This is a genomic window from Pelagibacterium sp. (assembly GCF_965249125.1).
GTDB lineage: Bacteria > Pseudomonadota > Alphaproteobacteria > Rhizobiales > Devosiaceae > Pelagibacterium.
In genome coordinates this window covers 3,706,439-3,733,433 of sequence record NZ_OZ252217.1, presented here as the reverse complement: position 1 = coordinate 3,733,433, position 26,995 = coordinate 3,706,439, and the positions used below count along the sequence as shown (strand labels likewise).

Annotated in this window: 27 protein-coding genes; 6 read left to right on the top strand and 21 right to left on the bottom strand. The window is 61.0% G+C overall.

Annotated features, from left to right (window positions below; genetic code table 11):
• Positions 1 to 6: 6 nt before the first annotated feature.
• The 8 genes from ACP148_RS18165 to ACP148_RS18130 all read right to left on the bottom strand — a co-directional run bounded on the left by ACP148_RS18165 (position 7) and on the right by ACP148_RS18130 (position 7,549).
• Positions 7 to 955 (bottom strand): IS630 family transposase gene (locus ACP148_RS18165; protein WP_421951019.1). Its coding sequence is split into 2 segments (ribosomal slippage): positions 7 to 618 and positions 620 to 955, totalling 948 coding nucleotides; the frame shifts between segments, so codons are not numbered across the junction.
• Between the two features lie 127 nt (positions 956 to 1,082).
• Positions 1,083 to 1,784: a FadR/GntR family transcriptional regulator gene (locus ACP148_RS18160; protein ID WP_421952648.1), complete on the bottom strand. Its 702-nt coding sequence runs from the start codon at positions 1,782 to 1,784 to the stop codon at positions 1,083 to 1,085.
• Between the two features lie 32 nt (positions 1,785 to 1,816).
• Positions 1,817 to 2,152 carry a cupin domain-containing protein gene (locus ACP148_RS18155; protein WP_421952649.1) on the bottom strand — a complete coding sequence of 112 codons (336 nt, stop codon included), beginning with the start codon at positions 2,150 to 2,152 and terminating at the stop codon, positions 1,817 to 1,819.
• Positions 2,153 to 2,170: 18 nt separating this feature from the next.
• Complete coding sequence (locus tag ACP148_RS18150) at positions 2,171 to 2,950, bottom strand: ABC transporter ATP-binding protein (RefSeq protein WP_421952650.1); 780 nt, start codon at positions 2,948 to 2,950, stop codon at positions 2,171 to 2,173.
• Positions 2,947 to 3,801: an ABC transporter ATP-binding protein gene (locus ACP148_RS18145; protein ID WP_421952651.1), complete on the bottom strand. Its 855-nt coding sequence runs from the start codon at positions 3,799 to 3,801 to the stop codon at positions 2,947 to 2,949. The genes ACP148_RS18150 and ACP148_RS18145 overlap by 4 nt, the downstream gene beginning before the upstream one ends.
• A 5-nt stretch (positions 3,802 to 3,806) precedes the next feature.
• Entirely contained in the window at positions 3,807 to 4,724 is a 918-nt protein-coding gene (gene nikC / locus ACP148_RS18140; protein ID WP_421952652.1) for a nickel transporter permease, read from the bottom strand.
• Positions 4,721 to 5,746, bottom strand: coding sequence for an ABC transporter permease (locus tag ACP148_RS18135; RefSeq protein WP_421952653.1), 1,026 nt, complete (start codon positions 5,744 to 5,746; stop codon positions 4,721 to 4,723). Before ACP148_RS18135 ends, nikC begins: the two co-directional genes overlap by 4 nt.
• A gap of 207 nt (positions 5,747 to 5,953) precedes the next feature.
• Positions 5,954 to 7,549 carry an ABC transporter substrate-binding protein gene (locus ACP148_RS18130; RefSeq protein WP_421952654.1) on the bottom strand — a complete coding sequence of 532 codons (1,596 nt, stop codon included), beginning with the start codon at positions 7,547 to 7,549 and terminating at the stop codon, positions 5,954 to 5,956.
• A gap of 387 nt (positions 7,550 to 7,936) precedes the next feature.
• Here ACP148_RS18130 and kduI point away from each other — a divergent pair, with 387 nt between their 5' ends.
• Positions 7,937 to 8,773, top strand: coding sequence for a 5-dehydro-4-deoxy-D-glucuronate isomerase (kduI, locus tag ACP148_RS18125; protein ID WP_421952655.1), 837 nt, complete (start codon positions 7,937 to 7,939; stop codon positions 8,771 to 8,773).
• Positions 8,770 to 9,546: a 2-dehydro-3-deoxy-D-gluconate 5-dehydrogenase KduD gene (gene kduD / locus ACP148_RS18120; protein WP_421952656.1), complete on the top strand. Its 777-nt coding sequence runs from the start codon at positions 8,770 to 8,772 to the stop codon at positions 9,544 to 9,546. Before kduI ends, kduD begins: the two co-directional genes overlap by 4 nt.
• A gap of 33 nt (positions 9,547 to 9,579) precedes the next feature.
• Here kduD and ACP148_RS18115 read toward each other — a convergent pair whose 3' ends face one another.
• The 4 genes from ACP148_RS18115 to ACP148_RS18100 all read right to left on the bottom strand — a co-directional run bounded on the left by ACP148_RS18115 (position 9,580) and on the right by ACP148_RS18100 (position 13,302).
• Positions 9,580 to 10,455 (bottom strand): amidohydrolase family protein, encoded by an 876-nt coding sequence (locus ACP148_RS18115; protein WP_421952657.1) that lies wholly within the window; start codon positions 10,453 to 10,455, stop codon positions 9,580 to 9,582.
• A complete protein-coding gene (locus tag ACP148_RS18110; RefSeq protein ID WP_421952658.1) occupies positions 10,455 to 11,591 on the bottom strand; it encodes a mandelate racemase/muconate lactonizing enzyme family protein in 1,137 nt (378 codons plus the stop codon). Before ACP148_RS18110 ends, ACP148_RS18115 begins: the two co-directional genes overlap by 1 nt.
• A complete protein-coding gene (gene kdgD, locus ACP148_RS18105; RefSeq protein ID WP_421952659.1) occupies positions 11,588 to 12,496 on the bottom strand; it encodes a 5-dehydro-4-deoxyglucarate dehydratase in 909 nt (302 codons plus the stop codon). Before kdgD ends, ACP148_RS18110 begins: the two co-directional genes overlap by 4 nt.
• Positions 12,497 to 12,579: 83 nt before the next feature.
• The gene (locus ACP148_RS18100) at positions 12,580 to 13,302 is read right to left on the bottom strand and encodes a FadR/GntR family transcriptional regulator (RefSeq protein ID WP_421952660.1); all 723 of its coding nucleotides are present in this window, start codon (positions 13,300 to 13,302) and stop codon (positions 12,580 to 12,582) included.
• 177 nt (positions 13,303 to 13,479) lie between these two features.
• Here ACP148_RS18100 and ACP148_RS18095 point away from each other — a divergent pair, with 177 nt between their 5' ends.
• Positions 13,480 to 14,274: an NAD-dependent epimerase/dehydratase family protein gene (locus ACP148_RS18095; RefSeq protein ID WP_421952661.1), complete on the top strand. Its 795-nt coding sequence runs from the start codon at positions 13,480 to 13,482 to the stop codon at positions 14,272 to 14,274.
• A gap of 32 nt (positions 14,275 to 14,306) precedes the next feature.
• Here the strand turns inward: ACP148_RS18095 and fumC are convergent, their stop codons facing one another.
• From fumC to ACP148_RS18080, 3 genes are all read right to left on the bottom strand, one after another.
• Entirely contained in the window at positions 14,307 to 15,707 is a 1,401-nt protein-coding gene (fumC, locus tag ACP148_RS18090) for a class II fumarate hydratase (RefSeq protein WP_421952662.1), read from the bottom strand.
• A 185-nt stretch (positions 15,708 to 15,892) separates the two neighbouring features.
• The gene (rpmF, locus tag ACP148_RS18085) at positions 15,893 to 16,075 is read right to left on the bottom strand and encodes a 50S ribosomal protein L32 (RefSeq protein WP_041528804.1); all 183 of its coding nucleotides are present in this window, start codon (positions 16,073 to 16,075) and stop codon (positions 15,893 to 15,895) included.
• Between the two features lie 156 nt (positions 16,076 to 16,231).
• Positions 16,232 to 16,906 (bottom strand): transglycosylase domain-containing protein, encoded by a 675-nt coding sequence (locus ACP148_RS18080; RefSeq protein WP_421952663.1) that lies wholly within the window; start codon positions 16,904 to 16,906, stop codon positions 16,232 to 16,234.
• Positions 16,907 to 17,017: 111 nt separating this feature from the next.
• On the opposite strand from ACP148_RS18080, the gene ACP148_RS18075 reads away from it, so the two are divergent.
• Complete coding sequence (locus ACP148_RS18075) at positions 17,018 to 17,908, top strand: polyprenyl synthetase family protein (protein ID WP_421952664.1); 891 nt, start codon at positions 17,018 to 17,020, stop codon at positions 17,906 to 17,908.
• Between the two features lie 8 nt (positions 17,909 to 17,916).
• On the opposite strand, the gene ACP148_RS18070 is transcribed toward ACP148_RS18075, so the two are convergent.
• From ACP148_RS18070 to ispG, 3 genes are all read right to left on the bottom strand, one after another.
• Positions 17,917 to 18,276: a hypothetical protein gene (locus ACP148_RS18070; protein WP_421952665.1), complete on the bottom strand. Its 360-nt coding sequence runs from the start codon at positions 18,274 to 18,276 to the stop codon at positions 17,917 to 17,919.
• 64 nt (positions 18,277 to 18,340) lie between these two features.
• Positions 18,341 to 18,805, bottom strand: a complete 465-nt coding sequence (locus tag ACP148_RS18065; protein WP_421952666.1) for a GNAT family N-acetyltransferase — start codon at positions 18,803 to 18,805, stop codon at positions 18,341 to 18,343.
• The gene (gene ispG / locus ACP148_RS18060; RefSeq protein WP_421952667.1) at positions 18,802 to 20,046 is read right to left on the bottom strand and encodes a flavodoxin-dependent (E)-4-hydroxy-3-methylbut-2-enyl-diphosphate synthase; all 1,245 of its coding nucleotides are present in this window, start codon (positions 20,044 to 20,046) and stop codon (positions 18,802 to 18,804) included. Before ispG ends, ACP148_RS18065 begins: the two co-directional genes overlap by 4 nt.
• Before the next feature lie 217 nt (positions 20,047 to 20,263).
• On the opposite strand from ispG, the gene ACP148_RS18055 reads away from it, so the two are divergent.
• Positions 20,264 to 20,575, top strand: coding sequence for a YkvA family protein (locus ACP148_RS18055; RefSeq protein WP_421952668.1), 312 nt, complete (start codon positions 20,264 to 20,266; stop codon positions 20,573 to 20,575).
• A gap of 79 nt (positions 20,576 to 20,654) precedes the next feature.
• A complete protein-coding gene (locus tag ACP148_RS18050) occupies positions 20,655 to 20,813 on the top strand; it encodes a DUF3309 family protein (RefSeq protein WP_338608935.1) in 159 nt (52 codons plus the stop codon).
• A gap of 278 nt (positions 20,814 to 21,091) precedes the next feature.
• Here ACP148_RS18050 and pyc read toward each other — a convergent pair whose 3' ends face one another.
• The 3 genes from pyc to ACP148_RS18035 form a co-directional block, all read right to left on the bottom strand.
• The gene (gene pyc / locus ACP148_RS18045; protein ID WP_421952669.1) at positions 21,092 to 24,532 is read right to left on the bottom strand and encodes a pyruvate carboxylase; all 3,441 of its coding nucleotides are present in this window, start codon (positions 24,530 to 24,532) and stop codon (positions 21,092 to 21,094) included.
• Positions 24,533 to 24,763: 231 nt separating this feature from the next.
• Positions 24,764 to 25,186, bottom strand: a complete 423-nt coding sequence (locus ACP148_RS18040; protein ID WP_421952670.1) for a TIGR01244 family sulfur transferase — start codon at positions 25,184 to 25,186, stop codon at positions 24,764 to 24,766.
• Positions 25,187 to 25,275: 89 nt separating this feature from the next.
• On the bottom strand, positions 25,276 to 26,805 hold the full coding sequence (locus tag ACP148_RS18035; protein ID WP_421952671.1) for a putative bifunctional diguanylate cyclase/phosphodiesterase: 1,530 nt from the start codon (positions 26,803 to 26,805) through the stop codon (positions 25,276 to 25,278).
• Positions 26,806 to 26,995: the final 190 nt, after the last annotated feature.

The following is a 26,995-nucleotide window of genomic DNA, read 5'->3' as shown; positions in this document are numbered from 1 at the left end:
AGCATGTCAGGTTTTTATTGAAGCATATCCTGCGTTCTTGAAGTAGTTTCTGCATTGCTGGGGTTTGATGGTTGAGACGAGGTGTCCGATCAGGCGCCATGTTTCTTCGATCGTGCGTTGTTGCGCTATACGCATCCAATGCTTGATCTTGGCGAAGACCTGCTCGATGGGGTTGAGGTCCGGTGAGTAGGGCGGCAGGAACCATAGGCGCGCGCCCGCGGCGCGAATGGCGTCCCGCACGGCCTTGCTTTTGTGGCTGCCCAGATTGTCGAGAATGACGATGTCACCCGGCTTGAGCGTGGGGATCAGGACCTGCTCGACATAGGCGCGGAACGAGAGCCCGTTGATTGGGCCATCGAACACGCAGGGCGCCGTCAGGCCGTCCATGCGCAATCCGGCCAGGAAGGTCATGGTGCGCCAATGGCCGTGCGGCGCATAGCCCTTGAGCCGCCGCCCTTTTGGACCCCATCCACGCAGGGGCGCCATATTGGTCTTGATCCACGTCTCATCGATGAACACCAACCGCGATGGATCGAGCCAAGCCTGCCAGGACTTCCAGCGCTGCCGCTGACGGGCGACCGCAGCCCGAGCCTGCTCAAGCGCGAACAGGCTTTTTTTTAAAGCTCAGACCCTCGCGCCGGATAAAGCGCCATATGCTATCATGGGATACCTGTACGCCTTGTGCGGCCAAAAGCGCTTGCAGACCCCGCACGGTCAGGTGCGGAGTCTGCTGAAACTGTTCAAGAACAAATTGCCTGTGCGCATTGAGAATGACAGGACGCCGGCCACCCATTCGATCTGGTGTGACCGACCCCGTGGACCTCGAGCGTTGCGACCACTTCACAACCGAAGAAACCGCAACGCCAAAACGGGCGGCGACAGACCGGCAACTTTCCCCGGTGCCAACTGCAGCAACAACACGTTCGCGCAAATCATCGGAATAGGGCTTGATCATGGATGCTGGCCTCCAATCCAGCATCAATGATGAATCACATCCAAGCCGATTTGGGAATCCACAATCGATTCAATCAAGCTCAGACATGCTCTAGCGTCCGTCCAGGGCATAGGCTTTGGCCTGGCCCTCACCCCGCCCCCTGCCCCAACCGTTCCTTGGACCCCACAAGATGCAGCCGCATGGCGCCGCGTGCCGCCTCGCTGTCGCCGGCCTCGATGGCATCATAGACCCGCACATGCTCGTCATTGATATGGCGCAGATAATCGTTGCGGCTTTCCTGGGCCAGCGCCGAGGTGTTGAGCCGGGAACGGGGCACCAGATATTCGCCCAGATAGTTGAACAGGTTGACGAAGTGGTAATTGCCAGTGCCGCTGGCAATCGCCCGGTGAAAGGCGAGATCGGGCACGATCGCCTCGCCCCCCGCCGCAATCGCCACATCCATGGCATCGAGAGCCCGCCGCATGGCGTCCAGCGTTGCCGCATCGCGCCGCGCCGCCGCCAGCCCGGCCCCCTCCACTTCCAGAGCGATGCGCAATTCGAGCACCGCCACCGCCTCGGCCAGCACGTCCCCGTGCCCGCTTTCGAGCACGAAAGGCTGGGAGAACGGTGCCTCGCTCACGAACACCCCCACCCCCTGGCGCGGGGTCACCAGCCCGCTGGCCCTGAGGTTGGCGATGGCCTCGCGGATCACCGTGCGGCTCACCCCGAACTCCTCGATCAGTTCGTGTTCCGTCGGCAGTTTTTCACCCGCCCCGTAGCGGCCCGACCGAATGCGCTCGCCAACGGTTTCGATCACCTGCTGGGAAAGACTGTTCCGGCGATTATGCATCAAGCCCCTCCGCCCGATCCCATCGGCCCCGATCAGATATAGTCGGCCCGGTGCGGCGTAAACGCATCGACCATCGTCCCCGCCTCGATGCACACAGCCCCGTGCAGCACCCCGCCATCGACCACATAGCTCGATCCGGCCCCAAGCCGCTCAGTCACCCCATCGATCGTGACCTCGAACAGCCCGCTTTCGATATAGGCGGTCTGGGCGTGGGGATGGGTGTGCGGCTCGCCCACAGCGCCCGCCGCGAACTCCCAGCGCAGCATCATGAGCTGGTCGTTGTAGCACAGCATCTGCATGCGGCGCCCCTCCGCCACGTCCTGCCATTGTGCGTCGGTCCCTTTAAGAAACGATCCCGATGTCGCCATGCGTCAAATCTCCTTTGGTCAGGCTCCGGCCTGGGCCAGCGCCAGGTCGCGGTCATAAGCTGCGCTCGCTTCGATCAGCGAGCGGGTATACCGGCTCTTCGCCGCGCCGCTTTCCAGCGCCTCCCGGGAAAGCACCTCGACGATCTGTCCGCCCTGCATCACCGCGAAATCGCTGCACATATGGTCGATCACCGCCAAATCGTGGCTGACCAGCAGATAGGTGAGCTTGTGCCGCTCGCGCAAATCCATGAACAGATTGAGGATTTCCGCCTGTATCGAAACGTCGAGCGCCGATGTCGGCTCGTCGAGCAACAGGATTTTCGGTTCCAGGATCAGCGCCCGCGCGATCGCCACGCGCTGACGCTGCCCGCCCGAAAGCTGGTGCGGATAGCGATAGCGGAACTGGTCGCCCAGCCCCACCTGTTCGAGCGCATCCCCGATCCGCCGGTTGATATCGCCGAACCGGTGCACCTTGAGCGGCTCGGCCAGGATATCGGCGATCTTGCGCTTGGGATGGAGCGAGCCATAGGGGTCCTGAAACACCATCTGCACCGTGCGGCACCATTCGAGCCGCGGCGTCTGGGCAAAGCTTTTCCCATCCACCGAAATCGCCCCGTCCCAGTGCCGGTAGAGCCCCGCGATACACCGCAGCACCGTCGATTTCCCCGAACCCGATTCCCCCACCAGCCCGAATGTCTGCCCGTCCTCGACCTCAAACCCGATCCCGTCGAGAATCTTGCGCCGCCGCAACCCAGCGCCGAGATAAAGCTCGAGCCCGCTCACATCGATCATGCTCATGGTTGCCTCCCCAGCGCCTCGGTCCAGCTCGCCTGCCTGTCGAGCACCGGCAACCGCCCCTTGTGCTCCCCGATCCGCGGCAGCGAGGCCAAAAGCCCGCGCGTATAGGGATGTTTGGCATTGCCCAGATCGGCCGCCTCCAGTTCCTCGACCACCTGCCCGCTGTACATGATAAGCACCCGGTCGCAAAAACTCTGCACCAAATTGAGGTCGTGGCTGATGAACAACAGCCCGATGCCGCGCTCTTTGACCAGATCGTCGAGCAGCGCCAGCACCTGGAGCCGCACTGTGACGTCGAGCGCCGAGGTCGGCTCGTCCGCGATGATCATCGCCGGATCGGGAATGAGCATCATGGCGATCATGATGCGCTGGCCCATGCCGCCCGACACCTCGTGCGGATAGAGCGTATAGACGTGTTCGGGATCGCGGATTTTGACCGCCGCCAATTGCGCGATGGCCCGCTTTTTCGCCTCGGCCTTTCCCACCCTGTGATGGGCCAGATAGGCTTCGGCCACCTGTTCGCCAACGCTCATCACCGGGTTGAGCGAGAATTTGGGGTCCTGCAGGATCATCGAAATCCGCGCGCCCCTGATCGCCTGCATGCGCTTTTCGGGCAGCGCCAGCATCTCCTGGCCCTCGAACTGCATGCTGTCGGCCGAAATTTTCGCGATCTCGGGCAAAAGCCTCACGATGGCACGCCCGACCGTCGATTTGCCCGAGCCCGATTCCCCGATGATCGCCACCTTCTCGCGCCCCAGCGTAAAGCTCACATTGCGCACAGCATGCAGCTCCCGCCGGGCCGAGAAATAGCCGACATTGAGGTTCTTGACCGTAAGGATGGGGTCGTTCATCGCCATCACCTCGCCTGTCTTGGGTCGAGCATGTCGCGCAGCCCGTCACCGAACAGGTTGAAGGCCAGCGCCACAAGAAGGATCGCCGTGCCGGGCATGGTCACCACCCACCAGCTGTCGATCATGAACCGCCGCCCCGCCGAGGTCATCGCGCCCCATTCGGGCGAAGGCGGCTGCGCGCCGAGCCCCAGGAACCCAAGCCCCGCCGCCGTCAGCATGATCCCCGACATGTTGAGCGTCGTGCGCACCACAACCGAGGGAATGCAGATGGGCAATATATGGGCCAAAAGGATTCTGGGCGAAGACGCCCCCGAAACCTGCGCGGCGGCGATATAGTCGGCCGCCCGCGTCGTCAGGGTTTCGGCCCGCGCCAGCCGCGCGATGGGCGGCCAGGCCGTCAGCGCAATGGCGATCACCGCGTTTTCGATCCCCGGCCCCAGCGCCGCGGCAAAGGCCAGCGCCAGGATAAGGCTGGGAAACGAAAGGAAGATATCGGTGATCCGCATCAGCACCCGGTCGGTCCAGCCGCCGAAATACCCCGCCGCCATGCCGATCAGCAGCCCGATCGGTGCCACGATCACCGACACCAGCAACACGATATAAAGCGAGATGCGCGAGCCGAAAACGATCCGGCTGTAGATGTCCCGCCCGAACTCGTCGGTCCCGAACCAGTTCTCGGCGCTCGGCGGCTGCAACGCCCCCGAAAGGTTCTGGCTCAGCGGATCGTGGGTCGCGACCCAGGGCGCGAAGATCGCCATGATCGCCAGCAGCATAACCACCGCCAGCCCGAACACCGCCAGCGGATTGGCCAAGAACCCGCGTACGCCCCAATAGATGCGCTGCAGTGTGGCCTGGCGCGAACTGGTGATCGTGTCGCTGGCCAGATAGTCCCGCCAGCCCATCGATGTCTGAACCTTGCTCATTGGGCACGCGTCCTTGGGTCAAAGACCCGGTACAAGATGTCGGAAAGAATGTTCAGCGCGATAAACAGCACCCCCACCAAAAGCGTGCACGCCATCACCGCGTTCATGTCCCCGATCATCAGATTCGAGGTCAGATACCCCCCGAACCCCGGCCAGGAAAACACCGTCTCGATCAGCACCGCCCCCTCGAGCAGCCCGCCATAGGCCAGCGCCACGATGGTCACCAATTGCACCCTGATGTTGCGGAAGGCATGCCGCCAGATGACGGTGCCGCGCGAGAGCCCCTTGATGCGGGCGGTCACTATATATTCCTGCCCCATCTGCTCGATCATGAACGAGCGGGTCATGCGCGAGATATAGGCCATGGAGTTGAGCCCGAGCACGCTGGCCGGCAGCCAGATGTTGCGCAGCGCGCTCCAGAACACGTCCCACTCGCCCACGAGAAGGGAATCGATGAGCAGGAACCCGGTGATCGGATCGACGAGCCCGGTATAGAAAACCTCGACCCTTCCCGTGCCGCCCGCCCAGCCCAGCATGGCGTAAAACACCAAAAGCCCCATCAGCCCGAACCAGAAGGTCGGGGTCGAATAGGCAAGAAGGCTGAAAAAACGCACGAAATAATCGGGGAATTTGTTGCGGTTGGTGGCCGCCAGCACCCCCAGCGGAATGCCCAGTCCCGCACCGATGATGATCGATATTGTGCCCAGCTCGATGGTTGCGGGAAACACCCGCGCGATGTCCTCGATCACCGGCCGCCCGGTCAGAAGCGCCACCCCGAAATCGCCGCGCGCGATATCGGCGACAAAGCGGAAGAACTGGACGTAAAGCGGTTGGTCGAGCCCCAGCTGCGCATAGACCCGGTCATAGGTCGCCTGCGTCGCCTCGTCCCCGACAATGGCCAGCACCGGATCGACCGGCATCATGCGCCCGATGATGAAGGTGAGGATCAACAGCCCGAACAACGTCACGGCGATCGAGCCGATAAAGCCCAGACCGCCCGTCACCCGGGGCATGATACGCATCGATAATGGAGCCATGGACAGCCCGTTTCTCAAGTGGTGGCGGCGCGGCGCCCCGGTAACAAAAGAGCGCCGCGCCATCGGGAGGATTAGAGCGCTTCCAGGATAAGTGGCTACCGCTTATCCGGTTCGGAAACGCGACAGAAAAAGGACCTTAGAGCAATTGAAGCGTTTCAAAGAAGCGCTGAAATGCTCTGGGAAAAGCGATCCCTAGCGGTCCTTGGTCACCGTATCAAAGCGCGTCGTCCAGCCATAATGGTTCTGGAACCCTTCGACATCGCTGCGGAACACCACGGTATCGACCACCGCCGAGATCGGCTGGAGGGCCGGCACCAGGTCTTCGTAAAGATATTGGACCTCTTCATAAAGCCGTTCCTGTTCGGCGGGATCGCGCTCGACCAGCGCCTGCATGGCAAGATCGTTGAGTTCTTCATTATAGAACGAGGTCCGCCAGCCGATCAGGCCCGAAAGCCCCGCATCGTCGGAATTGTCGGGATTGATGACCAGCGACTGCATGTTGGAATGGGGATGGGGCTCCTGCCCGCCGCCGCCACGGCCCACGATCATTTCGAAATCGCGTTCGCGCATCGGGCCATAGACCTGGTTGCCGGTGCCGGTGACGATCTCGGCATTGATGCCGGCCTGGGCCAACGTGCTTTGAATGGCCGTTGCGATATCGATGAAGGGCGGCTCGTTGACGGCCAGAAGCTGCGTCGTGAACCCGTCGGGATACCCGGCCTCGGCCAGATATTGCTCGGCAAGGTCCACATCGAGTTCATAGCCCGGCGCGTCGATCGTGCCCATCACCCCCGGCGTCACCGGCCGCTGGTGCAATATGCCGTAATTGGGCATGATCGTTTCGTTGATGCCCTGATAGTCGATAAGATGGCGCAGGGCGAGGCGGACATTTTCGTCCTGGTATTTCTCGTCCTTCATCGAAACGGCGAGATAATAGAAGCCCGAGCTGGGCACCGACTGCACCACGACGTCGTCATTGGCGCTCAATGCGTTGATGTCGGGCACCGAAAGCGCCAGCCCGATATCGATATCGCCCCGCTCCAGCATCAGCCGCTTGGTCTGGCTTTCGGGCATGTGCCGGATGAGCACCCGGCTCATCTCGGGGGCGCCGCCCCAGTAATCGTCGAACCTCTCGAGGATGATCGTGTCGTTGGCCGTCCAGTTGCGCAGGGTGAACGGGCCCGAGCCCGCCGTATTGGTGGTCAGCCACCCCGCGGCCAGATCGCCGTCAACCTCGTGTTCGAGCGCCGCTTGCCGGTCGATGACCGAGGAAGCGCTGGGCTTGCCGAAAATATAAAGGATCAGCTGCGGATCGCCCTCAAGCGGCATTGTGACGGTGATTGTGTTGCCGTCGGCCTGGACGTGCTCGTCGAAATTCTCGACGGTAAATCCATAGGCCTGCCAGGTCGCCGACCCCACCAGCTCGAGTTCGAGAATGCGCTTCCAGGACCAGATGGCGTCCTCGACGGTCACCTTGTTGCCCGAGGCGAACACCGCATCGTCGCGAAAGGTCAGCGTGATGGTTCCGTCTTCGCTGACATCCCAGCTCTCGGCGAGACCGGGATTGATCTGGGTCACGTCCACGGCATCGAGCTGGATGGGTGTGTCGTAGACATTGGTGATGATGGCGGTCGACTCGCGCCCGGCGATCGCTGCCGGATCCAGTGTCAGGATATTGGCCATGCTCAGCCCGATCACCAATTGGTCGTCCGGCGTGGCCGCCCAGGCTGGCAGAGCCGTTGTGGACAGCGTGGCCGCCACGAAGGCGGCAAGAAGGGTATTTCTCATTATCAGGTCCTCCACCCATACAAGATGTCGCTAGATATGCGATATCATACAACTCATGTCAATTCCCCATTTTTTCACCATTATCGCGCAAATATGGCCGAAAACCGGACATAAATTAGTCCTACTAATATTCTTTTTTGTTGAGCGCGGCGATAAGGCTCTGGAAAATCATACCGATTTCCGGCACACGGACAGATCGGGCCCTCTTGGCCCGCCCGGCGCCCATCGCGGCGCTGGACATCCTCTTGCCGGGCTGGGCGTCGGTCCGGAACGCTCCATATCCCGGCGACCGCCGCCCGCGCCGCTCCATGAGTCTGACGGCCTTGCGGCAGGCGAACCAAACATGTATGACAGCACCGATATTTGTATGGAAAGTGGAGAGCCCTTATGAGCCGGACCCGTTTCACATCCCGCGACGCCATTGCGCCGGCCCATGCGGCAGGCATGGACACGGCAGCATTGCGAGAGAACTTCCTCATTGAGGACCTGTTCGCGCCCGGCACCGTATCGCTCACCTATACCCAATACGACCGCATGATCGTCGGCGGCGCCGTCCCCGGCGCCGAACCGCTTCCGCTCGACCCCATCAAGCCCACAGGCACCGAAAACTTTCTCGACCGGCGCGAGATGATCGCGGTCAATATCGGCGGCGAGGGCAAAGTCACGGCGGGCGAGGAAACCTTCACGCTGGGCACCCGCGACATGATCTATGTCGGTCGTGGATCCTCGGTCAGCTTTGCCTCGACCGACCCGGCCAACCCGGCCAGATTCTATATCGTCAGCGCCCCGGCCCACGCCACGCACCCCACCACCCACATAAGGATCGACGACGCCAAGCGCCTTGACCTCGGCTCCTCGGAAACCTGCAACGAGCGCTCGATCTTCCAGTTCACCAACGCCGTCGAAACCTGCCAGCTCGTCGTCGGCATGACCACCCTCGCCCCCGGTTCGATCTGGAACACGATGCCCGCCCACGTCCATTCGCGCCGCATGGAGGCCTATCTCTATTTCGACCTCGCCGACGACCAGCGCGTCATCCACCTGATGGGCGAACCCAAGCAGACCCGTCATTTGATCGTCGCCAACCAGCAGGCCGTCCTCTCGCCCCCCTGGTCGATCCATTCGGGCGCCGGCACCGCCAGCTACACCTTCATCTGGGCCATGGCCGGTGACAATGTCGATTACACCGATGTCGAGCCCGTCCAGCCCGGAGACATCCTGTGACCGATCTTTCCGCCTTCTCGCTTACGGGAAAAACCATAATGGTGACCGGCGCCAATACCGGCATCGGTCAGGGCATCGCATTGGCCATCGGACGGGCCGGCGGCAACGTCATCGCCGTCGGACGCTCGTCCATGGAAGAGACCGAAAAATTATTTCGCCAAACTTCGGCAAAGTCCGGGTCAATTTCACACAAGTCCATAGATTTTGGCGCCAATGTTGACCCTAAATTGATGCTCGATGAAGCCTGGGACGAGGCGGGCCGCATCGACGGATTGGTCAACAATGCCGGCATTATCCGCCGCGCCGACGCCCTCGATTTCACCGAAAAAGACTGGGACGAGGTTATGGACATCAATCTCAAAACCGTCTTTTTTCTCTCCCAGGCCTTCGCGCGCCGCGTGCTGCAAACGCCTGAAAAAAAAGGGAAAATCGTCAACATAGCTTCGATGCTGAGCTTTCAGGGCGGCATCCGCGTCGCCTCCTACACCGCATCGAAATCAGGGGTGATGGGCCTGACCCGCCTCCTCGCCTGCGAATGGGCGCAAAAGGGCATAAACGTCAACGCCATAGCGCCGGGCTACATCGAGACCAACAACACCGAGGCCCTGCGCGCCGACCCCGACCGAAACGCCCAGATTCTGGGCCGAATCCCCGCCGGACGCTGGGGCGAGCCTTCAGATATAGGCGATGCCGCAGTCTTTCTCCTCGCCCGGGCATCGGACTATATGCACGGCACGACGATCCCCGTGGACGGTGGTTGGCTCGCACGTTAATCGGAAAATTTATCCCCGGAGCGCTGGAGGCGGTTAAGCTGATGTCCAGCGCGAAAATCCGTAAAGCGCTTCGGGATTGTCGATAAGAGCAAGGTTTTTTCCCTTTTCGTCGGGAAACCAGCTCAGAACGGTCTCGAGCAGCGCCGCATCGTCCGGGTAGTCCTCGGTCCGTTTGGCCGCATTGTGCGGCCAGTTGGTGCCCCAGACGATCCGCTCGGGCGCAAAAGCGGCGATCTCGCGCGCCACCGCGCCGATATCGGCATAACCGGGACCGCCCGTCCGGCTCGATTCATAGCAGCCGGCAAACTTGAACCACAAATTTCCCTTGTCGATCAATCGCTTGACCGCATCGACCTCCGCGCTTTGGGGCGTCACCCCGGCAAAGAACTTGCCGTGGTGATCGAGCACCCAGCGCGATCTGATCGTCGCCAACCGATTGAAATGGTTGAGGATTTCGCCGCCATCGAACTGAACGGCCATCATCCAGTCGAACGCGAAAGCCCGCGCATCCACCGCTTCGAGCTGGTCCAGGCCCACCGCTCCGCCCCGTAGGTCCATGATCCGCGCGCCGACGATCCCTGCCCTTGAAAGCGTTTGCATTTCAGCATCTTGGGTATCGCCCGTCACCACCGCCACCCCCTTGGCGAGGTCCCCGAAATCGGCAAGGCAAGCCAGAAGGCACCCATTATCGAGTTGATGCGCATTGCCCTGCGTCACCACCACCCTGTCAATCCCCAGCCAGCCCATGGTTTTCCGGTAATCATCCGGCGTCGGCAACGGCTCGGGCGGCAGCCCCGGACCGCCCGCAAGTGCCGGAAATCCAGGCATATAGGCATGGATTTGCGTATCGATCGCCCCCGCCGGCAACTGGGTTATCGGCCTTGGCCCGGTGTATGTCCGCTCGATCATCACTCGCCCTTCGGCGCAAATTCCTTAAGCGCATCGCGGTCGATCTCGATGCCCAGCCCAGGCCCGTCGGGAATGGCCACGACGCCCGCCTCATGCTCGATCGGGCGGGTCACCACGGCCTGCCGGAAGGGATTGAAAGTCCTGTCAAATTCCAGGATCGGCTCGATCGGGTTGTTGCGCACCGGGCTGGGCACCATCGCCGCCATGAACTGAAGCGCCGCCGCGATCTGGATCGCCGTGCCCCACACATGGGGCACAACCCGCACCCCGTGCAGGCCCGCAAGATCGGCAATGCGCCGCGCTTCGCTAAACCCGCCGCACCCGCAGATATCGGGCTGGACGATATCGACGCAGCGCGTTTCGATCGGCTCGCGCATCCCCCAGCGCGTATGCCAGGTTTCCCCGCCCGCCACCGGAATCGGCTGTTTCGCGCGCACCTCGCGATAGGCGGCAAGCTGTTCTGGAACCACAGGTTCTTCGAACCAGTCGATGCCATACTGCGCCGCCGCGTTACCCACCCTGATGGCCTCGATGGCGTCGTAGCCGTGATTGCCGTCGATCATGATCGCCATGTCCGGCCCCGCCGCTTCACGCACCGCAGCGACCACCCGCAGATCCTGATGCGGGTCGAACCCGATCTTGACCTTGGTGGCATGGAACCCTTCGGCCCGATAGCGCGCGACCTCGAGCGCATTGTCCTCGACCCTATCCACCCCATCGCGCTTGAACGAGCCGGTCGCATAAGCCTTTACACTGTCGCGGAATTTTCCGCCCAGCAGCGTTGAGACCGGCACGCCGAAATGCTTGCCCTTGATGTCCCAGAGCGCGATGTCGATCCCCGACAGCGCCGTAATCGACAACCCGCGCTGCCCCTGATCCCGCAATGCGTTATAGAGCACTGCCCAGTGCTTTTCGGTCTCCAGCGGATCCTGCCCGATCAGCCATTGGGAATAGGCCGCGACCACCGCCGCATTGGGCCGCGCCGGGCCAAGGCACTCGCCCCAGCCCGTCGTGCCGTCATCGCAGACGATCTCGACCAGCACATGCACCCGCCGGTCAAAGCGCATGGACGCGCTCTCGAAAGCCCTCTCCAGCCGGTGTTCGAGCAAATGGGTGTTGACCGCCGCTATCTTCATTTCTTGTAGGGCGCGATCAGAGCCTCGAGCATGCCTTCTTCCTCCCTCGTCAGGTCCGATAGTGGCGCACGAACCGGCCCCGCGTCAAAGCCCTGCAGCCGCACCCCGGCCTTGACCGCGGCCACCGCATAGCCCTTGCCGCGATTGCGGATTGCCATGAAGGGATAAAAGAAATCCTTCAGGATCGCCTCGCACCGCGCCCGATCGCCGCCGCGCAAAGCCTTGTAAAAATCCACCGCCAACCCCGGCACGAAGTTGAAGACCGCGGAGGAATAGGTGGTGAACCCTGCCGCCAGATAGGCTTCGGCAAACAACTCAGCAGTGGGCATACCGCCCAGATAGGTCAGACGATCCCCCATGGTCGCGGTGATTTGCCGTATGAGCCCGATATCCCCCGTCCCGTCCTTGAACCCGATCAGATTGGGGCACACCTCGCACAACCGCGCCAGCGTATCGGCCTGCAGAACGGAATTGTCCCGATTATAGACCATCACCCCGATGCCCACCGACTGGCAGACCCGCCTTACATGTTCATAAAGCCCCTGCTGGGGCGCATCGATCAGATAATGGGGCAAGAGCAAAATACCGTCGGCCCCGGCTTTCTCCGCCGCCTTCGCGATGGAGATGGCCATTTCAGTGCCATACCCGCAACCCGAGATGATCGCCGTCCTGCCCGCCGCCGCTTCCTTTGCGGCCGCTACCACTGTGGGAACTTCCTCGGGCGTCAGCGAGAAAAATTCGCCCGTCCCTCCCGCCGCAAACAGCGCGGTGGCCTCGAAGTCCGAAAGCCAGGCGACATGCTCCTGGTACGATCCGGCGTTGAATTTCCCCTCAGCATCGAAATGAGTGACGGGAAACGACAGGAGACCCGCGCCAAGCGCGTGTTTGACGTCCTGCGGGGTCATGGGCAAGTCCTCGATATGCAATTGGTCCTGAAAAGGACCTACAGACCTGCATGACTAATGTCAACATCTTGTATGATATGTTTCTATCTGCTTTGCAACAATGCACGATAGCGGCGCTGGCTGCCCAACAAATGCGTGCGCATGGCCTGCCGCGCCTCTTCCGCGTCGCCATTGGAGATAGCCCCCACAATCCGAGCATGTTCGTCATGGATCTGACCAAGATAACTTTGAGAGACCTCCCCGGTCGTATCCGACAAAGCCGCTCGAGGGATGGCGTTCTGACCCATCAGGGCGACGAACTCGACGAAGCGCGGATTGTTTGTCGCCTGCGCAATGGCCTCATGCAGGGCGAAATCGGCAACGCTTGTGGGCTCCCCGTTCTCGATACACGCGCCGACCGCGCGATGCCGTTCAAGGATGATTTCCTCCTGTATCGGCGAACGGCGGACGGCCGCCAGTCCCGCCGCCTCCACTTCCACGGCCGCGCGCAGCTCAAGCAATTCGATTATCGAGGAAATGCGTGCGTGATCGACGTTCTGGAAGGGCAGGCCCGGGGTGGCCACCGGTTCGAGAATAAAGACCCCCGCTCCGCGCCGCGGCTCGACGAGGCCGTCCGATCGCAGGGCCGCAATCGCTTCGCGCACAACGGTCCGACTTACCCCATGCTCTTCGGTCAACCGTGCTTCGCTGGGCAGTTTCTCGCCGGGCTTGTATTGGCCGGACTGTATCGCCCTGCGCAAGATGCTGGCGACCTGTACGACCAGCGTTCCATTGCCCTGGCCGGCATCTTCGATCTGGGAAGCCATGGCGCCCCTTTCCCATTCCCACTTGCCAAATGCCGCATTCTGTTCGCGGCCGTTTGTCAGAAAGACACCGTACGGCGCAGACTGTCAAGCGAGCCTCCAAAGCAATTCATCATACAGATTGACCGCCATTGTCCTATCTCTATGATGCGCGCGATCAGACGCATGGGAGGACGGCACATGAGGCGATTGTTGATTACCGGCGCGGCCGGCGGGTTGGGACGCATGGCCCGTCAACGCCTGGTTCATCTCGCGCCGACACTGCGCCTTTCAGATATCATTCCGATGGGAATGCCGGCGGAAAACGAAGAAATCGTCACTTGCGACCTCTCCGATGCCGCGGCCGTCAATGAGCTGGTCAAAGGCTGCGACGGTATCGTCCATCTCGGCGGCATTTCGACCGAACAGAGCTTTTCGGTCGTTCTTGATGCCAACATCGTCGGGTTGCGAAACCTCTACGAAGCTGCCCGTCACAATGGCATGCCGCGGATCTTCTTTGCCTCTTCAAATCATGTGGTGGGCTTTTACCGCCAGGACGAACAAGTGGACATCGATTCCGCCGTCCGCCCCGACGGCCTTTACGGCGTGTCCAAGTGCTTCGGAGAAGCGCTGGCCCGCTTCTACCACGACAAGCTGGGCCAGGAGACCGCCATCGTCCGCATCGGCTCATGCTTTGAAAGCCCCACCGACTATCGCATGCTGGCCACTTGGCTCAGCTATGACGATTTCGTCAGCCTCGTCGAACGCGTGTTCGCTGTTCCCAAACTGGGCTGCCCCACCATTTGGGGGGTATCGGCCAATTCACGGGCCTGGTGGTCCAACGAGCACGTCAGCCACCTCGGCTGGCACCCTAAAGACAGCGCCGACCCTTATGAAACGGCCATTCGCAACGCCGGAAACTGGCCGGCGCCCGACCATCCGCTCGTCACTTTGCAGGGCGGAAACAATACCCAGGATTCGCTCAGCGATGATTGAAAAAGGGCCGATCATCGATCGACCCTTGTCCTTTATTTCTTGACCGAAATCGGCCCGACCATCTGTTCGGGTCGCACTTCGGCGTCGAACTCCTCGCCGCTCAAAAGCCCCAGCGCGATGGCTTCCTCACGCAATGTCGTACCGTTCTTGTGCGCCGTCTTGGCGATCTTGGCGGCGTTGTCATAGCCGATCTTACGGTTGAGCGCGGTGACCAGCATCAGCGAATTGTTAAGGTGCTCGTTGATCTTCTTGCGGTCCGGCTCGATCCCGATGGCGCAATTGTCGTTAAACGATTTGGCCGCGTCGGCCAGGAGCCGCACCGACTGGATGAAGTTGAAGGCGATGACCGGCTTATAGACATTGAGCTCGAAATTGCCCTGGCTCGCCGCAAATCCGATGGCCGCGTCATTGCCCATCACCTGCGCCACAACCATGGTCATGGCCTCCGATTGGGTCGGATTGACCTTCCCGGGCATGATCGAGGAACCCGGCTCGTTTTCAGGTATGGTGATTTCACCAAGGCCCGACCGCGGCCCCGACGCCAGCCAGCGCACGTCATTTGCGATCTTCATGAACGCAACGGCAAGCTGCTTGAGCGCCCCCGAGGCGCCGACAAATGCATCGTGACCGGCCAGCACCGCGAACTTGTTCGGCGCCGTCTCGAACTGGTGCCCTGAAAGGGTTGAAATTTCCTCGGCCACCATGCGCGCATAATCGGGATGGGTGTTAAGCCCGGTCCCCACTGCCGTTCCGCCCAACGCCAGTTCACGCAGTTGCGGCAGGCTCGCTTCAATGGCTTTGAGCGCCAGATCGATCTGGGCCACCCAGCCCGAAATTTCCTGCCCCAGCGTCAGAGGCGTTGCATCCTGCAGATGGGTTCGGCCGATCTTGACCACGTCCATGAACGCTTCGGACTTTTGCGCCAGCGTGTCGCGCAGCAGCTTGACCTTGGCAAACAGCTTGTCCTCGACAATCGTTACGGCGGCGATATGCATGGCCGTGGGATAGGTGTCGTTGGAGCTTTGGCTCATATTGACGTGGTCATTGGGATGAACGGGCTTTTTGCTGCCCATCTCTCCGCCCGCCATTTCGATGGCGCGGTTGGAAATCACCTCGTTGACGTTCATGTTCGACTGGGTGCCCGACCCGGTCTGCCACACCACCAGCGGGAAATGATCGTCCAGCTTGCCCGCGATCACCTCATCGGCGGCCGCGACCACGAGATCGCGTGTCACCTCATCCATAAGCCCGAGCTTGGCATTGGTGACCGCCGCCGCCTTTTTGAGGATGCCAAAAGCATGGACGATCTCGAGGGGCATCTTTTCGCCCCCGATATCGAAGTTCATCAGCGAGCGCGCGGTCTGTGCTCCATAATATTTCTCGCTTGGAACCTCGATCGGGCCCATCGAGTCGGTTTCGGTCCGCGTGCTCATCTAAAGTCCTCCGGGATAAGTCTGGAACTGGCCAATAAAAAAGCCAGCCCTTTTTCAAGGACTGGCCGTAATCTGGACGGGCAAGCCCGTCAATGGCGCTTTGGTCTAAAGCGCAAAAGCTCGGAGCGCTTCCAGGAAAAGTGGCCACCGGTTTTCCGGTTCGGAAGCGCGACCACAAACTACAATTAGTTGCCCTTAGGCTCAAGAATCTGCCGGCCGCGATACATGCCGGACTTCAGGTCCACATGGTGCGGACGGCGAAGCTCGCCGCTGTCCTTGTCTTCAACATAAGCTGCGCCCTTGAGCGCATCGGCCGAACGGCGGAACCCGCGCTTCATCGGCGTCGTCTTCCTTTTGGGGACTGCCATTTGACTACTCCATTTTCGTGCTGCGCAACCTGCTCAGGCAATAGAACCCTGCCGCGCCGGCCACGCCAAAACCGTTTTACCCTATCGGGATCGTGGCGCTCTATACAGGATCACCGGGGCCTTGGCTAGTCCGCCGATCACGAAAATCGAATGCGCTCACAGGGCGGGCGCCCCCTCGAAAAGACAATTGGCGTGCGCAGAAAACCGTTGCGCTCGCCCCTCGACGATTCCCGCTACAGCCAGAAGCCCATTTGTGGGGTTTCCGGGGCGACGCACATGCGGATTGGGCAAGGTCACGGTCATCAACGCGGCGCGCTGCCAGGTGAAACTTTCAGCGCTCATCCCGAACGCCGTTTGCGCACCGGCCTCCACCCCGAATTGCCCGTCCGGGCCCCATTCGGCGATATTGAGATATATCTCCATGATCCTCCGCTTGGGCAATACCAGATCGATATAGATAGCCAGCGGCACTTCGATCGCCTTGCGTATCGCCGAGCGCGAATTTGTCAGGAACAGGTTCCGCGCCACCTGCATGGTGATGGTGGAAGCGCCCCGTGTCTCCCGCCCGGCCAGAAAATTGTCGATCTCGGTCTGCAGTGCGGCAACATCGACGCCATGATGGGTGCAGAACTGCCCGTCTTCCGAAAGCACCACCGCCGTCTTGAGCCGGTCGGAGATCTCGTCGAGATCGCGCCATATTCGCGTTACGGGCTGCCCGGTAACATAGCGCCCTATCATCAAGGTCGAAACCGGCGGCACCACCCAGTAGAGCGGCACCAGCACCAATGGAATCGCCACAAGCGCTGCGGCCAGCATCAGCGGGGCCGCCACCCAGAATTTCCAGCCCCGTTTTTTCCGCCGTCCGGCCAATGTCGTCTCGTGGGTTCAATCGCAAATGAGCGCGCTTGTAGAATGGACAGGGAGGCTTTAGCAAATCTTGCCATGACCGAAGATCAATTCGATTCTCAGCTCGCCGATTGCGCCATCGAAACCGAAGCGTTTCTGGCCACCCATCTTGCGACGCTTGACGCGCCCGAGCGCCTCTTGGCCGCCATGGCCCATGGCGCTCTCGACGGCGGCAAACGGCTGCGCCCTTTTCTCGTACGCCTTTCCGCATCGCTGTTTGCCGTGCCGCATGAAAAGAGCCTCGCTGTGGGCGTGGCGCTCGAAATGATCCACTGCTATTCCCTCGTCCATGACGATCTGCCCGACATGGACAATGACGAACTGCGCCGCGGAAAACCCACGGTCTGGAAAGCCTTCGACCCCGCCTTGGCCATCCTGGCCGGCGACGCGCTCTTAACCGAAGCCTTCGCGCTTTTGTCCGATCGGCGCACCCATCCTGATCCCGCCATCCGTGCCGAGTTGGTTCTGATCCTCGCCCATGCGGCCGGCCCCGCCGGCATGGTAGGCGGACAGGTCCTTGACATCGAAGGCGAAACAAGTCCGCTCGATGAAGATGCGATTTTCACGATGCAGGCCAAAAAGACCGGCGCCCTGATCCGGGCGGGCGTTGAAATGGGCGCTGTTCTCGGCGACGCCTCCCCCGCCCAGCGATCCGGGCTGACCCGCTTCGGCACCGTCGCAGGTCTCGCCTTCCAGATCGCAGATGACATCCTCGACGTCACCGCCACGTCCCACACTCTGGGCAAGACCGCCGGCAAGGATGTGGCCCAGAACAAGTCCACAATCGTCGCCCGCAAGGGTTTGGACGCCGCCCGTCAGGTCCTTGATGGCGCCGTTGCAGACGGCATCGACGCCCTCCGCCCGTTCGGCCCCGGCGCCGATCCCCTACGCGCCCTGATCCGCCACTTCGCAGCGCGGCAAAGCTGAAAGCGGCTCTAACGCTTGGTTGGCTTGGGCTTGAGGGCCGACACATGGGCATAGCTCCTGGCAAACCAGGCGCGCAGCGTATGTGGCTGGGCAAGCAGTGAGTCCGGCACCGCGGCATATTCTTTCATGAAATGGCCGGGCACTCCCTCAAACAATGTCGTCTCGAACGCCTCGAGAAATTCGGCAAGGTCGGCCTTCCCAAGGCGCAGTCCGATGACATTGGCTTTCGAGATCGACGCGTACATATTGCCGTTGATCGAGACATAGGGCATCTGCGCGCCCTTGCGTTCGACGCCAGGCACGCCAGCGATCATCGCATCGAATGCGGCAACCACTTCGGGATCGGGAGTGTGGTCGGGCTTTGACATGGCCGGCAGCCTAGCACATCCGGTTCTAAGGCAGCCAGCATCCCCCCAGCCGATGGTGGAAGCCCTAGAGCCGCTTTTCCATCGCGATCCCGTAAGGCGGCCGCTGCTCGGGCAACAGATCGCGCTCGCGATAGCCTCTCGCCTCGTAAAACCGGCGCGCCGTAATCGTGCTGACAAGGTTGGCCACCGGCTCCCCCCGCACGCGCAATATCTCTTCGAGATGAATCATCATCGCCCCCGATACGCCCGTGAACCGGCTCTCGGGATGCACGTAGTTGAGGACGATCCCGTCCCCGTCCCGAACCCCTCCCGCGCTGGCCATCCGGCCATCGGCGAAAGCCACAAAAATCATATTGAGGGGATCCTCGATCCACTTCACAAAGTGTTCGGGCGTCTTGTTGGAAAGCCAGTGCTCCAACCGCTCGGCATCATTGCCATGATCGGGCACACAAAGCTCGACAATCGAGCGCCGCAGCAGCGCGGCCGCCTCTTGTGCATCCCCGGTCAGCGCAGGACGAATGGAAATCATTCCGCAGCCGGCTTGGCTCGCCCCGCCCCGAACCGGTTTTCGATATAGTCGGCAACCATGGCCTTGAACTGGTCGGCCACGTCAGCCCCTTTGAGCGTCGTAACCTTCTGGCCCTCGACAAACACGGGCGCCGATGGCGTTTCTCCGGTGCCGGGCAGTGAAATGCCGATATCGGCGTGTTTGGATTCCCCCGGCCCGTTGACGATGCAGCCCATCACCGCAACGCTCATCGCCTCGACGCCGGGATATTTCTCGCGCCATTCGGGCATTGAGGACGAAAGATGATCCTGAATATCCTTGGCCAGGGTCTGGAATGTCGTCGACGTCGTCCGCCCGCAACCGGGGCACGCGGCGACCACCGGCACGAACTGCCGGAACCCCATGGTCTGGAGCAGTTCCTGGGCAACTTTAACTTCCAGCGTACGGTCGCCGCCGGGTTCGGGCGTCAGCGAAATGCGGATCGTATCACCAATCCCCTGCTGGAGCAGAATGCCCAGTGCCGCCGAGGATGCAACGATCCCCTTGGACCCCATCCCCGCTTCGGTGAGGCCCAGATGCAGCGCGTAATCGCAGCGCGCCGCCAGCTCTTCATAGACCGAAATCAACTGCTGGACATCCGACACCTTGGTGGAAAGAATAATCCTGTCATGCCCCATGCCCAGCTCTTCGGCCCTCTTGGCCGAAAGAATAGCCGAGCGGATGATCGCTTCGCGCTGCACATGCGCCGCGCTCCAGGGTTCGGCCCGGCTCGCGTTTTCATCCATCAGAACAGTCAGCAATTCCTGGTCGAGCGAGCCCCAATTGACCCCGATCCGCACCGGCTTTTCATACCGGTTGGCAATCTCGATCATCTGGGAAAACTGCTTGTCGCGCTTGTCCTTGAACCCCACATTGCCCGGATTGATCCGGTACTTGGCCAGGACCTCGGCGCAGGCGGGATGGTCGGACAACAGCTTGTGCCCGATATAGTGGAAATCGCCTACCAGCGGCACGTTGACGCCGCGCACCATCAGCCGGTCGCGGATATGGGGCACGGCGGCGGCAGCCTCGTCGCGGTCAACGGTGATCCGCACTATTTCCGAGCCGGCCCGAGCCAGTGCCGCAACCTGACGGACGGTGGAATCGATATCGGCAGTGTCTGTATTGGTCATCGACTGGACGACGATGGGGCTGCCGCCCCCGACCATCACCCCGCCGACATCGACCCCGACCGTGGATTTGCGCTGCGCTGGACCTGCCATGACCCTTACTCTTTGTTCTCGCCGAACACATAAGCCTTCATAAAGAGCAGCGCAATGTTACGACCGTGCGACCAAGAGCGCTTACAGATAGGTGGGCACGACTTATTCGGTTCGAAAGCACGACCAACCAAGACTGCGAGCAATTGAAGCGATTCGAAGAAGCGCTGAAATGTTCTAGCGGCCTTGAAAGACGGTCGCCGATGCCCATCTAAAATCCATGATAAAGAACCTCGCTTCCCTCCTGCTGCCTCGCTTCCTGCGGTTTCGCAAGGAAGCTTTCCTGCTCTGGAAGGCCTTCTGGTCGCCGGGCACTCCGCTTTATCTCAAGTTCGCGACCGTTGCGGCCGCTGCCTATCTCGTCTGGCCCGTCGATCTGGTCGCCGATTTTATTCCGCTGCTCGGTTGGATTGACGACATTATTCTGGTGCCGCTCATGGTGAGTTGGATCGTTTCGCGCCTGCCGGCCACAGCACCGGTTCGCGCGCGTCAGGACGGCCCGATCATCGATGGAACGGCGCGCAGAATGTAAAAGAAGCTGTCCGCGGGAACCATTTGCCTCTCACAAAAGTTCTACAGGCCATAATGGTCACTGTGAGGGAATTTGAAAAATGGGCCTCTCGACAATTCTGATTATCATTTTGATTTTGCTTTTGATTGGTGCCCTGCCCACTTGGGGATATTCGCGCGCTTGGGGCTATGGCCCGACCGGTATTCTCGGTGTCATTCTGGTCGTTATCCTCATCCTGATGTTGATGGGCACGATCTAGCTTCTTGACGACCCGCAAATCCCTTCGGGTGCGGGTCGTCCCTCCCGGGATTTCCCGGACCTTATGATTGATCTCCTCCCCTTTGCCTTGGGCGGCCCGGACTTTCCGCGCCGTCCTTTTTCTTGGCCGGGAGTGCGTGCCGATGACCGCAGCCAGGGCGCGTCCCAGCAAAAGCATGTCCTGGACCCGATCGGGGATGGAAACGGTTTTCCAGCTCGGACGCGCGAAGAAACAAGGACTTAGATCAAGTCCGCGATTCGAAAAATAGCGGACTTGATCTATTCGATCCGGATCAGCAGGTCCTTGGCGTCGATCTGGTCGCCGGGCTTGACGAGGACCTCGGCAACCGCCCCGTCCGCTTCGGCGTGCAGAGCGGTTTCCATTTTCATAGCCTCGATCGAGAGCAACACATCGCCCGCCTGGACCTTCTGGCCGGCCTGAACCGCCAGCGACGAAATGACCCCTGGCATGGGCGCGCCGACCTGTTTGGCATCGCCCGCAACCGCCTTGGGGCGCGCAACGATGTCGCCAGCCTTGAGCCGATCGGGCACTGCCACTGCGCGAGGCTGGCCGTTGAGGTCGAAAAACACCCGCACCATACCCTTCTCATTGGTTTCCGACTGCCCGAGGAACTGGACAACCATGGTCTTGCCCTTTTCCAGATCGACGAGAATCTCGTCTGCCGGATCAAGGCCATAGAAATAGACGGGCGTGGGCAGCACTTCTGTCGGGCCGTAAAGGTCCTGCGCCTTGGCGAACTCGGCAAAGACTTTCGGATACATCAGGTACGAGGCGAGCCGGAAATCATCGATTTCCATCCCCGAAATCTCCTCGGCCTTTTGGCGCTCCGCTTCGAGGTCGGCCGGTGCCAGACCCTTGCCGGGCCGCTCGGTCAGAGCCTTCTTGCCCTTGAGCACTTTCTTTTGCAGCGCCTCTGGGAACCCGCCGGTCGGCTGGCCCAGATCGCCGGCAAAGAACCCGATCACCGAATCGGGGAACGACACGTCCTTATCGGGATTTTCGATGTCAGCGCGCTTGAGACCCGAGGACACCATGGCCAGCGCCATGTCGCCCACCACCTTCGAAGATGGCGTTACCTTGACGATATCGCCGAACATCTGGTTAACGTCGGCGTAGGTTTGGGCAACTTCGTGCCAGCGGGTTTCCAGCCCCATCGAGCGGGCCTGCTCCTTGAGATTGGTGAACTGCCCCCCAGGCATTTCGTGCAGATAGACTTCCGATGCCCCGCCTTTGAGATCGCTCTCGAAGGCCCGATACTGCGTGCGCACCGCTTCCCAATAAAACGAGATTTCCCGGATCGCCTTGGGCGCAAGCTGCGAATCGCGCTCGGTTCCTTCCAGCGCCGCCACCAGCGAGCCCAACGTGGGCTGGCTTGTGGTGCCCGAAAACGAATCCATCGCCGCATCCACAGCGTCGACACCGGCCTGGCAGGCCGCCAGCACGGTGGCCGCCGAAGCCCCCGACGTATCGTGCGTGTGGAAATGGATGGGGATACCGATCTCTTCTTTGAGCGTCGCGAACAGCTTTTTGGCCGCAGGCGCCTTCATTACCCCGGCCATATCCTTGATGCCCAGCACATGGGCGCCCGCAGCTTCGAGCTCCTTGGCCAGCCCGACATAATATTTGAGATCATATTTGGCCCGATCGGGATCAAGCATGTCGCCGGTATAGCAGACAACGCCCTCGCAGACCTTGCCGCTCTCGATCACCGCATCCATGGCGACCCGCATGTTCTCGACCCAGTTGAGGCAATCGAACACCCGGAAAATATCGATCCCGCCCTCGGCGGCTTTTTTGACGAAGAACTGCACGACATTGTCGGGATAATTGGTGTAACCCACACCGTTCGCCCCGCGCAGCAGCATCTGGGTGAGAATATTGGGTGCGCCTTCACGGATCTTCTTGAGCCGCTCCCAGGGGTCTTCGTTCAAGAAACGCATGGAGACATCGAACGTCGCCCCGCCCCAGCATTCGAGCGAAAAGAGGTTGGGCAGACCGCGGCTATAGGCCTTGGCAATTCTTTCCATGTCGAACGTGCGCATGCGGGTGGCCAGAAGACTCTGGTGTCCGTCGCGCATCGTCGTGTCGGTAAACAACACCCGGCTTTGCGCCTTCATCCAGTCGGCCAGTCCTTTGGCACCGTCACGCTCGAGGATCTGCCGGCTGCCCTCAACGACCGGGAGTGGGGGATATTCTGGAACCACGGGCGCCGCCGCATTCGCCGGTGGTTTGGGCCGGTCGCGCACTTCGGGATGCCCGTTCACCGTCACATCGGCAATATAGGTCAAGAGCTTGGTCGCCCTGTCCTTGCGCTTTTCGATATCGAACAGTTCGGGCGTCGTGTCGATGAACCGCGTCGTGTAGGTGTTGTCGCGAAAGCCGGGGTGCGAGATGATATTTTCGAGGAACGTCAGATTGGTCGAGACCCCGCGAATGCGGAATTCGCGCAGCGCCCGGTCCATCCGCGCAATCGCTTCCTCGGGAGTCGGCGCCCAGCAGGTCACCTTTTCCAGGAGCGGATCGTAAAACCGGGTGATGATCGCCCCCGAATAGGCGGTTCCGCCATCAAGCCGCACCCCGAACCCGGTCGCGCCGCGATAGGCAGTGATCCGCCCGTAGTCGGGAATGAAGTTTTCTTCGGGGTCTTCAGTGGTCACCCGGCATTGCAGCGCATGGCCATGCAACACGATGTCTTTTTGCGCTGGGATCCCCGACGCTGGCGTCCCGATCACCGCTCCGTCCATCACATTGATCTGCGCCTTGACGATGTCGATGCCCGTCACTTCCTCGGTGACGGTATGCTCGACCTGGATGCGCGGATTGACCTCGATGAAATAGAATTCGTCGGTCTGGGCATCCATCAGGAACTCGACGGTTCCCGCGCAGCGATAACTGGCTTCATTGCCCAGTTTCAGCGCCGCATCGGTCAGCGCCTTGCGCGTTTCTTGCGAAAGGTACGGAGCGGGAGCCCGCTCGACGACCTTCTGGTTGCGCCGCTGCACCGAACAGTCGCGCTCGAACAGATGCACCAGATTGCCATGGTCGTCCCCGAGCAGCTGCACCTCGACATGGCGCGCCTTTTCGACGAGCTTTTCGAGATACATCTCGTCCTTGCCGAATGCCGCTTTGGCTTCGCGCTTGCCCTCGGAGACTTCCGAGCGCAACTGCTTGGGATCGGTAATCCGCCGCATGCCACGCCCGCCCCCGCCCCAGCTCGCCTTGAGCATCAGCGGATAGCCGATCGCATCGGCCATTTTTGCCACTTCATCGAGATCGTCGGGCAGGGGTTCTGTTGCCGGCACCACGGGCACGCCCGCCTTGATCGCCATGTTGCGCGCCGCGACCTTGTTGCCCAGATCGCGCATGGTCTGCGCCTTGGGCCCGATAAAGATGATCCCTGCATCTTCACACGCATCGGCAAATTCGGGACTCTCCGATAACAGCCCGTAACCGGGATGGATCGCATCGGCGCCCGAAATCCGCGCCACGCGGATATATTCGTCGATCTGCAGATAGGCTTCCACCGGCCCCTTGCCCTGCCCGATCAGATAGGCCTCGTCCGCCTTGAACCGATGCAGCGCCAGCTTGTCCTCTTCGGCAAACACCGCAACCGTCTTGAGGCCAAGCTCATTGGCGGCCCGGAACACCCGGATCGCAATTTCTGAGCGGTTGGCAACGAGAATCTTTTTGATGGCCATGGACTGGGAACCCCCTGCTAGAGCGTTTTCAGGCAAAGTGGACACCACTTGTCCCATTCGGAAACGCGATAAAACAAAGACTTAGAGGATTTCTGCCAAAAAAGCGGAAATGCTCTGGAGCGTGTCTGGACGCATGGGAACAGGCGCCCGCAAATCGTATTGCCGTCATAAATCCGGTCAAGGATATGGCCGGAAAAGAGTGTCGAAGGGTTGAACCCTTCGATGGGTCGTTCAGGAAATCGGCTTGTCCAGATGCGCGGCCAGATGGCTCATGTCGTAGCCGGCCTTTGCAGCGGAATCGATTATTGCATCCGATGTGTCGCTGCCCGCCTGGCTGAGCGCCCATAGCGTCGTCGAGCGCGTGCCCGAGCGGCAAAACGCAAACACCGGCCCATCGCTTTCTTCGAGCGCCGAGCGGGTGGCAGCCACCATGTCCGAGGTCACACCCTCGCGGCCCATGGGAATTTCATAATAGCCAAGGCCGGCCGTTTTTGCGGCTGCCGCGATTTCGGCTCCTGATGGCTGGTCAGGCGCCTCGCCGTCAGGACGATTGTTGATGATCGAGACAAAGCCCGCTTGTTTGATCGTCCCGATATCGGACGGCAGAATCTGCCCCGAAACGCTCACGCGGTCATTTATCTTCCTGATATCCAAAACCCGTTCTCCCAGCCGCGGAAAAGTTCGCACCATTCATAACTCTTATAGCCATCATGGCCATAGGTGCGCAACAGAGCCCGTCGGGTTCAGGCTGCTTTAATCGCCGCCGCTTCGGATGCGATCGCGGTCTCAAGCGGTTGTGGCCGACCCAGGAGAAACCCTTGAAACCCCGTGCAGCCCAGTTCGGCAAGTGCCGCATGCTGCTCAGCGGTTTCCACGCCCTCGGCAATCACCTCGATCCCCAGCCCCTGCGCGATCTTGCAGATCGATTCAACGATCATCGAATCCACGGGCCGCGAGGTGATCTCGGCCACATACGCCCTGTCGATCTTCAGGATATCGAACGAGAGATCGCGCAGATAGCCGAGACTTGCATGCCCGGCCCCGAAATCATCGACGGCGATGCGCACGCCCAGGGCCCGCAGGAATTCGAGATTGGTGCGTTCGATCGAATTCTTGTGCAACGGCGCGGTTTCGGTGATCTCGACGATGAAGCGCTCACCCGTCAGTCCCGCCGCGGCAATCTCTTCGGCGAACCCGGCCGCATAATCGGGACGGCGCAGTTCAGCTGCTGAAACATTGATCGCCACCACCTTGGTTGGGAGCCGCGAGGCATCGGCACACACCCGCCGCAACACCCATTGCCCCAGCTTGGCAATGAGGTCGGATTGTTCTGCGATCGGGACGAAAGCCGCGGGAGAAATCATTCCGCGCACCGAATGGCGCCAGCGGACCAGCGCCTCGACCGAGCGCTGTCGCCCATCCCGGTCGAAAACCGGCTGATAGTGAATTTCAAGCTCGTCCATCAGGATCGCCGCCCGCAACTCGCGCTCGATAAACCGCTGATAGCGCTCTTCGCTGAGCAATTCTCGCTCAAAGGCGATAACCCGGCCACGCCCGCCATTCTTGCCCTTGTAAAGCGCCAGATCGGCCTTCGAAATCAGCGTATCGGCATCCCCAGCATCGTCGGGCGCCGTGGCGATGCCCATGGTGGCCGAAAGCCGCATATCGCGTCCCGCCAGCGGGGCGGGGCGGTCAAGCGCTTCGAGTACCCGGTCTCCCAGTCGTTTCAGCGCCGCCTTCGAGGTGACCCCCGTCAGTGCCAGGGCAAACTCGTCTCCGCCCAACCGGCCGATTATCGCTCCGGGCACCAGTTCCTCGAGCGTGCGCACCAGCCGCACCAGCGCCTGGTCTCCCGCCCCGTGGCCCGTCCCGTCATTGATCGCCTTGAGATGATCCATGTCGACCTGAATATAGGCCACGGGCATGCTCTCGGCTGCCCGCACCATTTCGCGCAGCTGATCGAGAAAATATTTGCGGTTGAACGCCCCCGTCAGTGCATCGCGGTTGAGCGAAGCCAGCAATTCGCGCCGCTGGGTCTCGGAGAAGACAAGCGCTCTGCGCAGCGAGAAATAGCCCCATACAATGATCGCCAGGAGCGCAAGCCCGGCAATCGCCACCACCGACAGCGCCAGGTTCTCGTGCGCCAGGCCGAGCCACCTGGCAATCAGCGCTTCAAGCGCCGCCGTAACGATCAGGCAACCGGCCGCGCCCGCGGCAAAAGCAGTACCGCGATAGACGGCCAGGATATTGGTGAGGGAGAGTTCTGTACGCATGCGACGCCACGACCGGTTGTTCGGCCCGAACCTTACTGAGCGCGTTTTAATGCGAAGTGAACATCGCGAAATATTATTTCATGAAATCAATGACTTGTAACAAGAACCCGCGACGGACTTCGGGCCAACTTTCAGTGTTCGCCAATTGTGTAACAGTCTTGCGACAACGCCGTAAAACCGCGTTCCGATG